9 protein-coding genes are annotated in these 11916 nt (G+C 41.8%); all 9 read left to right on the top strand.

Translation table 11 applies throughout. From position 1 onward, the window contains the following. Positions 1 to 2: 2 nt before the first annotated feature. The 9 genes from ACOXY8_RS05715 (at position 3) to ACOXY8_RS05675 (ending at position 11532) form a co-directional block, all read left to right on the top strand. Positions 3 to 1073 carry an amidohydrolase family protein gene (locus ACOXY8_RS05715; protein WP_458330597.1) on the top strand — a complete coding sequence of 357 codons (1071 nt, stop codon included), beginning with the start codon at positions 3 to 5 and terminating at the stop codon, positions 1071 to 1073. Further along, the gene (locus ACOXY8_RS05710) at positions 1027 to 1512 is read left to right on the top strand and encodes a methylated-DNA--[protein]-cysteine S-methyltransferase (RefSeq protein ID WP_458330596.1); all 486 of its coding nucleotides are present in this window, start codon (positions 1027 to 1029) and stop codon (positions 1510 to 1512) included. Before ACOXY8_RS05715 ends, ACOXY8_RS05710 begins: the two co-directional genes overlap by 47 nt. 51 nt (positions 1513 to 1563) lie before the next feature. Continuing rightward, complete coding sequence (gene kynU / locus ACOXY8_RS05705) at positions 1564 to 2826, top strand: kynureninase (protein WP_458330595.1); 1263 nt, start codon at positions 1564 to 1566, stop codon at positions 2824 to 2826. Positions 2827 to 2865: 39 nt separating this feature from the next. Continuing rightward, positions 2866 to 3702: a maleylpyruvate isomerase N-terminal domain-containing protein gene (locus ACOXY8_RS05700; RefSeq protein WP_458330594.1), complete on the top strand. Its 837-nt coding sequence runs from the start codon at positions 2866 to 2868 to the stop codon at positions 3700 to 3702. A gap of 379 nt (positions 3703 to 4081) precedes the next feature. Further along, positions 4082 to 6358, top strand: a complete 2277-nt coding sequence (locus ACOXY8_RS05695; protein WP_458330593.1) for a family 20 glycosylhydrolase — start codon at positions 4082 to 4084, stop codon at positions 6356 to 6358. 85 nt (positions 6359 to 6443) lie between these two features. Then, entirely contained in the window at positions 6444 to 7778 is a 1335-nt protein-coding gene (locus tag ACOXY8_RS05690; protein ID WP_458330592.1) for an FAD-dependent oxidoreductase, read from the top strand. A gap of 49 nt (positions 7779 to 7827) precedes the next feature. After that, positions 7828 to 9300 (top strand): 1-hydroxycarotenoid 3,4-desaturase CrtD, encoded by a 1473-nt coding sequence (crtD, locus tag ACOXY8_RS05685; RefSeq protein WP_458330591.1) that lies wholly within the window; start codon positions 7828 to 7830, stop codon positions 9298 to 9300. Between the two features lie 774 nt (positions 9301 to 10074). Then, entirely contained in the window at positions 10075 to 10332 is a 258-nt protein-coding gene (locus tag ACOXY8_RS05680) for a hypothetical protein (RefSeq protein WP_458330590.1), read from the top strand. Positions 10333 to 10992: 660 nt separating this feature from the next. Beyond that, a complete protein-coding gene (locus ACOXY8_RS05675) occupies positions 10993 to 11532 on the top strand; it encodes a helix-turn-helix domain-containing protein (RefSeq protein ID WP_458330589.1) in 540 nt (179 codons plus the stop codon). Positions 11533 to 11916 lie beyond the last annotated feature (384 nt).

Genomic DNA, 11916 nt, shown 5'->3' with positions numbered 1-11916 from the left:
TGATGATTCGCGATCCCCTTACCATTGATATTCATACACATATTTTGCCCAAAACCTGGCCCGACTTGCAGGAGCGCTACGGATATGGCGGCTTTGTGCGATTGGAGCATCATAAGCCATGTTGCGCACGCATGATGATCGACGACAAGTTTTTTCGTGAAATACAAGATAATTGCTGGGATCCGACGGTGCGTATGCACGATTGCGATTTGCACAATGTAGATGTACAAGTTTTGTCCACAGTTCCAGTAATGTTTTCCTACTGGGCTAAGCCGCGGGATGCCTACGATATGAGTATGATTCTCAATAATCATATTGCCAGTGTAGTGCAGGATTACCCTCGTCGATTTGTGGGTTTGGGTACTTTACCAATGCAATCTCCCGAATTGGCTATTAAAGAATTGGAAAGATGCGTGAAAGGATTGGGCCTTGCAGGCGTACAAATTGGCAGCCATGTGAATGATTGGAATCTGGATGCACCAGAGCTATTTCCGGTATTTCAGGCAGCCGAAGAACTAGGCGCATGTATATTCGTGCACCCTTGGGATATGATGGCCAAGGAGAAAATGCCCAAATATTGGCTGCCTTGGTTGGTAGGAATGCCGGCAGAATCCAGTTTGGCTATTTGCTCGATGATATTCGGTGGTGTGTTCGAGCGACTACCCAATTTGCGTGTAGCATTTGCGCATGGAGGAGGCTCATTTCCAGCTACTATTGGTCGCATAGAGCATGGATTCAATGTGCGTCCCGACCTTTGTGCGGTGGACAATCCTTTCAATCCAAAGAACTATCTTGGTAAGTTTTATTTAGACTCTTTGGTGCATGAGCCGCAAATGTTACGATTTATTGTTGATCTAATTGGCGAAGACTTTATAGCTTTGGGCTCTGATTACCCTTTCCCACTTGGCGAAGCGTCACCCGGTAAGCTTATCCGGAGTGCTGGTTTCGATGAACGAGTAAGCCAAAAATTGCTACAGAATAATGCCCTAAATTGGCTGGGAAGGAGTGTTGATAATTTTTTAGATAATGACCAAAGAATACCTAGAAACCCCAATTGGGAAAATAGAGATTAGTGGAAATGAAGATACCATTTTCTCCATCACTTTTGTAGATGAAACTGCTGAAGAAATTACGTCTAGATTTGTTCCTAAAGAGATCGCCAAATGCATCGATCAGCTTCAAGAATACTTCAATGCTGAACGAACTGAATTTGACCTGAATCTGGGCGAAAGAGGTACGGAATATCAGCGGAAAGTTTGGACGGAAATTGCCAAAATCCCGAAAGGAAAAACCATCAGCTATAAAAAATTGGGTGAGCAAATAGGTGATACTTCGCCAAGAGCAATAGGCAATGCCACCGGTAAAAATCCATACTTGATCGTAGTTCCTTGCCATAGGGTGATGGGCTCATCGGGCGATCTTACCGGATATGCGGGAGGAAAAACCAGAAAAGAGTGGCTTTTGAAATTCGAAAATGCCTTAAATGTTCCTCAACAGCTTTCTTTATTTTAATTATTGAAAACCAATAGCCATTTTTGAGGTTCCATTGATTTAGCTTTTGCCATGAACTTCGAATACACAGAGAATTTTGCCCAATTCCAGGATCAACAAGATCCTTTAAGATCCTTTAGAGAAGAATTTTCCTTTCCGCAGGTAAATGGCCGAGATGCCATCTATTTCTGTGGTAATTCACTCGGCTTGCAGCCAAAGCTGGCGCGTGAATATGTAAACAGAGAATTAGATCAATGGGCAAACTTAGGTGTCGAAGGTCATTTCAATGGAGATAGACCATGGGCAAAATACCATCATCTATTCAAAAAATCAGTAGCTGAGCTGGTAGGCGCGCGGGAGGATGAAGTAGTGATTATGAATAATCTCACGACTAATCTTCATTTGCTTATAGTCTCATTCTATTGGCCGCATGGTGAGCGATACAAGATTTTGACCGAAGCAGGAAGTTTCCCTTCTGATATTTATGCATTGGAATCGCAAGTGAAGCATCATGGCTACGATCCTGAAGATGCCATTTTGGAATTAGCGCCTCGTGAAGGTGAGTACACATTGCGGGAAGAAGATATACTTGCTGCCATTGAGCAATACAAAGATGAGCTTGCTATGGTGCTATTCCCGGGTATTCAATACTATACGGGGCAATTAATGCCGATGGAGATCATCACCAAAGAAGCGCATAGAATAGGTGCTACGGTTGGTTTCGATTTGGCGCATGCTGCAGGTAACGTGCCGGTAGAGCTGCACAAATGGAATGTGGACTTTGCTGTATGGTGTACGTACAAATATTTGAATAGCGGCCCGGGCTCCGTAGGTGGTGCTTTTGTAAACGAAAGATTCGCTCAGGACAATGAAATTCCACGCTTTGCAGGCTGGTGGGGATACAATGAAAGTAAGCGCTTCAAAATGGAAAGTGGGTTTGAGCCAATGTATGGTGCAGATGGCTGGCAATTGAGCAATACCAATATACTTGGAACTGCCGCGCATCTAGCATCAATGGAGCTATTCCAAAAAGCTGGAATTAAAAACCTGCGCCAGAAGAGCCTTGAACTTACGGCTTATCTTGAGTTTGTCATCAAAATAATCGATAAACAAAATATCATTACCATTATCACTCCTGAAAACCCACAAGAAAGAGGAGCGCAATTATCGCTAATGATAAAGGAAAATGGACGTGCGCTATTTGATAACTTGATGGCCGCAGGAGTTATCGGCGATTGGCGAGAGCCGGATGTTATCCGCCTGGCTCCAACACCTATGTACAATAGCTTTATGGATGTGTATAAGTTTGGGCAGATTTTAGCCAAGTTTATCTAAAATTTCGTTGTTTTGGAATTAGGCTGATTTATTTTCAAAATGAAGCAAGTGGTTCTCATACAGACCATCCATCTATTTCCAATCTTGGATGAAATGCTCATTTCCTTTTTGGCGTCTTTGTCGACAGAGCATTGGCAGCAATCTACCATAGCCAAAAAATGGAAGGTACGTGATATCGCCACTCATTTGCTCGATGGAAATGTGCGAACCTTATCGATGCTTCGTGATGGTCATTTTGTTGCTCCCGCTAATCCTATTCATTCCTATCAGGATTTGGTGGATTATCTAAACGAGTTAAATGCCGATTGGACAAAGGCAAGTCAGCGACTTAGCCCAAAAGTGATTTTGGATTTACTTCAACATACCGGTAAGCAATATTGCGCATACTTAGCTACCCTCGATCCATTCGAAGAAGCTGTATTTTCTGTGGCTTGGGCTGGTGAGGAAAAATCGCTGAACTGGTTTCATATCGCAAGAGAATACACCGAAAAGTTTATCCATCAACAGCAAATTCGAGATGCCTTTGGTGATAAAGGATTAATGCGCAAAGATTTGTTTTATCCATTTATCCACACATTTATGCAGGGATTACCGCATACTTTTCGGGATGTAATTGCGGAGCATGGAACTGCTATCAAAGTATCTATTTCCACTGAGATTGGGGGTGATTGGTATTTGCAGAAGAATGCTAGCAAATGGGAATTGACTGCTGATATACCGCAAGCGTTCGCAGCAGAAATTGCCATATCACCAGAGATTGCTTGGAAGTTGTTTTCAAAAGGAATGAAGTTAGATGAAGCTAAATCATTGGTGGAGATAAAAGGTAATCAGGAGTTGGGTCAAAGAGTGCTCCACATGGTATCCGTGATGGCTTAGTTACCGTAATTTTTTCCGCCAGATAATCAGCATTAGTAAGCCGAGTAAAGAACTCACAACAGTTACGATTCCTAAAATCCACTTATCCTCTTTTGGCAATTTAGATCTCAATCTAATGGCAAGCACCGTTGTGATAATGAAAAAATGTATTGCCAATGCAATGGATAAAGTCGGAAATTCTGTTGCAAATCGGATTATAATATTCTTTAAGATTAAATCAGAAATTCAAGTACTAACAATACAAAATTGGTCATCAAATTAAATTTTCATTAGAATTTGAGATTCAATAGCACTATAACCAAATTAAATAAAAAATAATTAATAGCTGAATTTGGCTAAAATTTTTAATTCCTATATTTCATGAGCAATCATGAAAAAGATGAGAAAATTAACCTTATTTATTTTAATAGCGGCATTGGTCGCCTGCCAAAACGAAGCACCAAAGGAATTGCCCATTGCCATTATTCCTCTTCCACAGCAGATTAGTACACCGAATGGAACTTATAAAATTCCAGCTAATCCACGCGTTTACGTGCAAGATGAGGAGGCCAAGCGCATCATTCAGTTGTTCTTAGATGCTTCCGGCACAGAAGCGGATTTCATTGATGATCCACAAAAGTCGGATTGGCAAATTCTGATTTCGGATGATGCAACAGATACATCCAATGAGGAAGCTTATGAGCTTGATATCTATTCCAATGCTTTGCTGCTCCAAGCCAATTCGCATGCTGGCTTGTTTTACGGGGTGCAAAGCTTATTGCAATTGCTGCCGGCCAACGAACCTGCCCAATACCTCCCGCTTTTGTCGATTTCCGATAGCCCGGCATTTTCTTGGCGAGGTATGCACTTAGATGTTGCTCGCCATTTTTTTGAGATAGATTTCATCAAGAAATATCTGGATATGATGGCCATGTATAAGATGAATCGTTTTCATTGGCATCTTACCGAAGATCAAGGCTGGCGCATCGAAATCAAGAAATACCCTTTGCTTACTGAAAAAGGAGCTTGGCGGGATGAAACGCTTATCGGCCATTACAGCGATCATCCGCATCAGTTTGATGGAAAGCGGTATGGAGGATTTTATACCCAAGAGCAGGTGAAGGAAATCGTGGCTTACGCTGCAGAACGCTACATTACGGTAGTGCCCGAAATTGAAATGCCTGGCCATGCCACTGCGGCGCTTTATGCCTACCCTGAGTTTGCCAATGATGAAGGGCCAGATAAAGTTACGACACTATGGGGGGTATTTGAGGATATTTTCAGTCCGAAGGAAGAGACATTTGTGTTTTTGGAAGATGTACTCAATGAGGTGATGGACTTATTCCCGGGTGAATATATACATATTGGTGGGGATGAAGCGCCGAAAGTAAAATGGCAAGAGAGTCAATATGCGCAAGAGCTGATGAAACGAGAAGGCTTGGCGGATGAGTTTGAATTGCAAAGCTGGTTTATCAGAAGGGTAGAGAAAATAATAAATGCAAGAGGCAAGAAATTGCTCGGCTGGGATGAAATATTAGAAGGTGGTTTATCACCCACTGCCACAGTGATGTCCTGGCGTGGAGAAGCGGGAGGAATAGAAGCCGCAAAGCATGGAAATGACGTAGTGATGACGCCCGGTTTTGCGCTGTATTTCGATCATTATCAAGGTGATCCGCAATTTGAGCCTACCGCCATTGGTGGCCTTAGTACCTTAGCAAATGTTTACAGTTATCATCCAATTCCGGCCGAACTTAGTGCAGAGGAGCAATCACATATTTTGGGTGCGCAAGCCAATGTTTGGACAGAATATATCCCCACATCAGATCATGTAGAATATATGGTTTTCCCTCGTATGCTGGCTTTGTCAGAGGTCGTGTGGAGTGGAGCGGATAAGAAAAATTACGTAGATTTTCAGTCACGCCTTGCGTATCATTTGCCATTACTCGACGCCAAAAACATCAATTACAGATTGCCAGAGCCTATTGGCTTAGGAGGCAATATGGTGCAAATGGAAAAAAGCTTTGAGCTGAAACTTCAGTCCATTTTGCCAAATGCCGAGATCAGATATACGCTAGATGGAACCTTGCCTGATGCTAATTCTACCTTATACACAGAGCCGGTAGCAATAGACATTCCGATAGATGCCAGCCTCAAAGTAATGGCAATTGCCATAAGTGAAGATGGCCGCCAAAGTGCGCCGGCTATTGGTACGTTTACCAGACAAGATCCTTTACCGGGTGTACAAGTAGAGGACGTGAAAAATGCGTTTGGGTTAACAGCGCAGTATTTCAAACAAAACTTCAGAACAATAAGTCAACTAGCCGATGCTGAGCCGATGACTTCCTATAAACTGACTATTCCACAAATTCCTGCCGAAGTAACAGAGGCTGTATTTGGCCTTAAGATAGATGGAATATTTGTTGCCAAGGAAGCAGGCATTTACGAATTTGAGTTGACAAGTGATGATGGAAGTATGCTGAAAATAGGCAATAGAGAAGTGATCAATCATGATGGATTGCATGGCTCAACTGCTAAGAATGGACAGATTGCGTTGGAAGAAGGCAATCATCCAATCCAAATTTTGTATTTCGATGCAGGTGGAGGGTATGGCTTGAAATTGAGAGTGAAAGAACCAAGCGGAACTTGGAGAGAAGTCACGGAAGATGATTTTCATTGATCGAATGAACCGGATAATCACTTGAGAAAGTTCTTGTTGTTTTTTAAACCTGCATTCATGATTATCTTAGCGTAAATCCACAAGAATGAACCTGCCCACCAAAAACCATATCATTATTCTTGGAGCCGGATTATGCGGTTCTATGTTGGCCATTTATTTAGCCAAGCGAGGTTTTCAAGTATCAGTTTTTGAGAAAAGACCCGACCTACGTAAAAGCGAGCTAGATGCTGGTAGATCTATCAATTTGGCTTTGAGTCACAGAGGGCTCAAGTGTTTTGAGCAAATTGGCTTAATTGATAAAGTGCGACAATTGGCCATCCCTATGCATGGCCGTACCATGCACGATCTGGAAGGTAACCTCACGTTTCAGCCTTATGGCAAGCAGGGGCAGTATATCAATTCCATCTCTCGCTCGGGTCTAAATGCTCTCTTGCTCGATGCCGCAGAGGAAGCTGGAGCCACCATGTATTTTGGCCAAGCTTGCAAAAATGTGGATATCCAAACCGCAGAAGTTTGGCTAGAAGATGGCCGTAATTTCAAAGCGGATTTTATATTCGGTGCCGATGGTGCATTTTCTATTTTGAGAAGCAAATTGATGCGCAACGATCGCTTCAATTATTCACAACATTTTATTGAGCACGGCTACAAAGAGCTGAGCTTTCCTGCCAAAGCCGGTGATTTTTGTATTGAACCCAATAGCCTCCATATATGGCCCAGAGGCGGTTTTATGATGATTGCTCTGCCCAATCTGGATAAGTCTTTTACGGTTACGTTATTCCTTCCATTCGAAGGTGCAAATTCATTTGAGCATTTGGATAAGCCAGAAAATCTAAAAGCCTTTTTCCAACAGTATTTTCCAGATTCGCTTGTGAATTTGCCTGATCTACAAGAGCAATATCAGCATAACCCAACTTCCTCACTGGTGACTGTAAAGTGCTATCCTTGGCTTCGATCCAAAGCAATGGTAATTGGTGATGCAGCGCATGCGATTGTTCCTTTTTACGGACAAGGAATGAATGCCGCCTTTGAGGATTGCTACGTGCTCAACAGCATGATGGACAATTTCGATGGCAATTGGGAAGCTTTGGCAAATAGATTTCAGCAAGTCCGCAAGCCCGATGCCGATGCCATAGCCGATTTGGCTTTGCACAATTTTATCGAAATGCGCGATAGTGTTGCCGATGAAGCATTCCTATTGCAAAAGAAGATTGAAGCCCGCTTGCACCAAGCCTATCCCGACAAATGGATTCCGCTCTATACGATGGTTACCTTTAGCAATCTGCGCTACAGCGAAGCGCTCAAAAGAGGTCGAGTGCAAGATGCTGTAATGAAGGAATATATGAGCAAAGCCGACTTTTCGCACAATCCTAATGAGGCAAATTTGGCCGAAATTATAACTCTTCTAGATGCGAGAAGTTAATTTACTGTTCATTCAAAAAGGGCAGTAAGCAGACTTCGAAATAGCTAATATGAAAAAAGCCATCATCATTGGTTCCGGTATTGCAGGTTTGGCAGCTGCCGTGCGGCTAAAGCTCAAAGGCTATGATGTGGAAGTATTCGAAGCCAACAGCTATGCGGGAGGAAAATTGTCCGAAATACAGCTGGGCGCCTATCGCTTCGATGCGGGTCCTTCATTATTTACCATGCCCGAGTTGGTCGATGAGCTTTTTACAGCTGCCGGCAAAAACCCAAAGGATTACTTCAATTACCAACAACTAGCCGAAAGCTGCCGATATTTTTGGGAGGATGGCACCCAACTCACCGCCTCCAGCAATCGAGCTGAGCTCTTCAAGGAAATAGAGGATAAACTTGGCGAACCTCCCGCCAATCTAGAAAAAGCCTTAAGCAAAAGTGCCGCCCTCTACGATACCTTGGCCGACCTGTTTATGTTTAAGCCTATACACAAATTGAGTACTTGGCTGGGTCCCAAAGCTTTCAAAGCCTATACTCGATTGCATACGCTCAACTTCAATCGCAGTATGGCGGATGAAAACCGACGCCTTTTCAAAACTGATAAAGCCGTGCAGCTTTTTAATCGCTATGCCACCTACAATGGTTCCGATCCATATCAGGCACCAGCCACGCTCAATATCATACCGCATTTGGAGTTTAACAGAGGGGCATTTTTTCCTATTGGCGGGATGCATTCCATTACTCAATCCATCCTCAAACTAGCGCAGGATTTAGGCATTGCTTTCCACTTTGGCCACAAGGTAGAGGAGATTAAAATTGAAAATAACGCCTGCAAAGCCGTGATAGTAAATGGTCAATGGCATAGTGCAGATCTGGTGGTGAGCAATATGGATATGGTAAATACCTATAGAAAACTGCTAAGCAATCAAAAGCAACCAGAGCGATTGCTTCGCCAACCAAAATCCAGTTCGGCATTGATTTTTTATTGGGGAATTAAGAAAAGCTTTCCAGCACTAGGTCTGCATAATATCTTCTTCTCAGATGATTATAAAGATGAATTTGACCAGATATTTAACAAAGGCACCATCAGTAGCGACCCAACGATCTATGTGAACATCACTTCCAAAATGCAGACTACAGATGCGGGTAAGGGTGGGGAAAACTGGTTTACCATGATCAACGTGCCCAATAACCAAGGGCAAGATTGGGATCAATTAATTGCCGAGGCTAAGCAAAATATAATAGCCAAACTCAGCCGCTTACTCAAAGTGGATTTGGCAGCATATATTGAAGAGGAAGACTACCTCGACCCACGCCGTATCGAATCCAAAACTTCATCATCTGCAGGCTCATTATATGGCAATAGCTCCAACAATCCCTACGCAGCATTTCTACGCCACCCACACCAGCACCATAGCATAAGCAATCTATATTTCTGCGGAGGCAGCGTCCACCCAGGCGGTGGCATTCCGCTAAGTCTTCTTTCTGCTAAGCAGATGGTGGATTATTATGTGCCAGAGGCGAAATAGGTTTCTTTTAAAGGAATCTAACTGTTCATCACCTGTTCGCCATTTGCAATGTCGAACCACAGATAAGGAGGATTTGCAATCCGATTTTATAACATTCTGCGGGAGTTTAATCCCTGCCTGCGGCATGCAGGCGTGATTCAGACGACTGTGCGGGAGGCCCACCTACGGTCGGTAAAATTGATTTGTGCTTTTCCATTATCCCATGGTTGAAACCATGGGCTATGGATATTTCGCTCCTCTGGAGCTAGCAAAAAAAAAGGAAATCATATTAATCATTTAATTAATCTGCCTAATCATAGCTCAGACAAATGCAAAAAGACCCGCAAGGTTTCTGAAACCTTGCGGGTCTGAAACTAGGTATTGGATTTTGAATAAGGTGCCCAATACATTCGACTCCTTCAGAGTCGTTGCTCATTCTTGGTAAATAGTCTATAAACATGTCATTCCGTTGGAATGGGTTTGGACAAGAAGGGAAACAGTGTAATAGATTAATACCGATCTCACCACCTATTCGCCATTTGCAATGTCGAACCACAGATAAGGAGGATTTGTAATCCGACCAATTAAGCCCCAAAAATGGAAGACCAGTTAAATGAAATAAATGATGGAATTGTATATCAAGTCATCTGCGCTTGATACTGGCTGGGACATTAAAGCTAAAGAGGCACAATGCATCAAATCAGCCTAGTTCAAAAATCAGTGAGTCTTAATAAATGAATTTGAGTGCTTTTGATTAGTATTGAAATTATTTATATTAGGTAAATCTTAATCCAAATGCCTAAAAAGGAAACGATACAGTTATACGAAGATAAAAAAGTGAGAACTGCTTGGGACGAGGAGCGAGAGAAATGGTATGTGTCAATTGTAGATGTAATATTGATTTTAACCGAAAGTGTTGATCCAAATGCCTATTGGAGAAAACTCAAGCAAAGGCTAAAAGCAGAAGGAAATGAAACCGTGACGAATTGTCACGGGTTGAAAATGCGTGCTCCCGATGGCAAAATGAGGATAACTGATGTAATGGAAAAATAGTCCATCAGAAAATCATTATTAATCCCTGCCCTCAGGAGGTGGGATAGTTCAGACGATTGTGCGGGAGGTTGCTTTGTGCATCTCCATTACCCCACGGTTGAAACCATGGGCTATGGATATTCCACTCCTCTGGAGCTAGCAAAAAAAGAAAATCATATTAATCATTTAATTAATCTGCGTAATCATAGTTCAGACAAATGCAAAAAGACCCGCAAGGTTTCTGAAGCCTTGCGGGTCTGAAACTAGGTATTGGATTTTGAATGAGGTGCCCAATACATTCGACTCCTTCAGAGTCGTTGCTAATTCTCCGTAAATAGTCTATAAACATATCATTCCGTTGGAATGGGTTTGGACAAGAAGGGAAACAGTGTAATCAAATGATACTGATCTCACCACCTGTTCGCCATTTGCAATGTCGGACTATATGTAAAAAGGATTTGTAATCCGACTTTGCAAAAAGTCTACAAACGTGCCTTCCTTTAGGGTTAGCCTCGGTAAGAATTTATTTTCCCTATAAACCCTTCAAACAATAGCTAAGATATAAGTAAATTTAAGGCGACTGAGCCGCTTCATTTCTCTTAAGACTTGATTAGCATACATCTACAGCTGGCTAATAATTATTTATCGGTCATTAATAGTTATCCAAAACCATAATTCAGAATGTCTAAACTTAGGGAAATTCGAGAAAGGCACAATTTGACGCAGGAAGAACTTTCTGAAAAATCGGGGATTTCTGTAAGGACAATTCAGCGAATTGAATCTGGTACCGAGCCTAAAGGGCATACGCTTAAAATATTAACGAAGACCTTGGATCTGAAAGAGAATGAGCTAATTGAGAAGCCAAAGGATCAAAAACCAATTAACTATTCCCTTCTTAAAATCATTAATATTTCATCCGTCGTATTTGCCTTTTTACCCCCAGTAAATATTGCGCTTCCTTTGTCTCTAATGTTCATAATGAAACAAGTTAATCCTCTGACCAAGCAAATTGTGTCTGTTCAGATCATTTGGTCCATTTTAGCCATTATTATTTTTATGCTAAGTGCATTTATGAAGAATTGGTTTTCGCTTGGAAACAAATTTTCCTTGGTGGTTATGGTAGTTTTAGTCTTGTCTAATGTGTTTATCATTTTGAGAAATGCCGCTGAAATAGACAAAAAGGGAAAGCTGTACTTCAAATTGAATTTTAGTATAATATGAGCCTTTAATGCAGCTGACGGGCAATTGTCAGGATATTGGCGGGTAATTTTATGGGATAAATATGGGCATCATCGCATGTTTGCAGAAAAAAACGATGACAAAACAAATTCTCTTAAGCCTACTTTTTATCTCATTTTTATGGAGTAATGCCAATGCACAAATAGATAATAACTCAAGTTTATTTATAGACCTCAAGAAACAAGATAGCACCTTCTTTGAGCGCGTTTTTAATCAATGTGATTTGGATTATTTGGACGACCACATCACTGATGATTTAAAGTTTTTCCACGACCAAAGTGGTTTTCAGTGTAAGCTTCCCTAAAGTCCGGCCATTTAAAAGTTGAAAAAAAATGTTCAATTTTAAATGGTATTATGAAAAAGACA

It is taken from the genome of Peijinzhouia sedimentorum (genome assembly GCF_049340005.1).
Lineage (GTDB): Bacteria > Bacteroidota > Bacteroidia > Cytophagales > Cyclobacteriaceae > CAXBDP01.
Note: the sequence above shows the minus strand (reverse complement) of the source record. Positions and strands in the feature narration are given on the sequence as shown.

Bases quoted from the DNA above. Each gene is read 5' to 3' on its own strand.
- ACOXY8_RS05680 (WP_458330590.1), top strand. From the start codon at position 10,075: ATGCCTAAAAAGGAAACGATACAGTTATACGAAGATAAAAAAGTGAGA.
- ACOXY8_RS05700 (WP_458330594.1), top strand. From the start codon at position 2,866: ATGAAGCAAGTGGTTCTCATACAGACCATCCATCTATTTCCAATCTTG.
- kynU (WP_458330595.1), top strand. From the start codon at position 1,564: ATGAACTTCGAATACACAGAGAATTTTGCCCAATTCCAGGATCAACAA.
- ACOXY8_RS05695 (WP_458330593.1), top strand. From the start codon at position 4,082: ATGAGAAAATTAACCTTATTTATTTTAATAGCGGCATTGGTCGCCTGC.
- ACOXY8_RS05710 (WP_458330596.1), top strand. From the start codon at position 1,027: ATGACCAAAGAATACCTAGAAACCCCAATTGGGAAAATAGAGATTAGT.
- ACOXY8_RS05690 (WP_458330592.1), top strand. From the start codon at position 6,444: ATGAACCTGCCCACCAAAAACCATATCATTATTCTTGGAGCCGGATTA.
- ACOXY8_RS05675 (WP_458330589.1), top strand. From the start codon at position 10,993: ATGTCTAAACTTAGGGAAATTCGAGAAAGGCACAATTTGACGCAGGAA.
- ACOXY8_RS05715 (WP_458330597.1), top strand. From the start codon at position 3: ATGATTCGCGATCCCCTTACCATTGATATTCATACACATATTTTGCCC.
- crtD (WP_458330591.1), top strand. From the start codon at position 7,828: ATGAAAAAAGCCATCATCATTGGTTCCGGTATTGCAGGTTTGGCAGCT.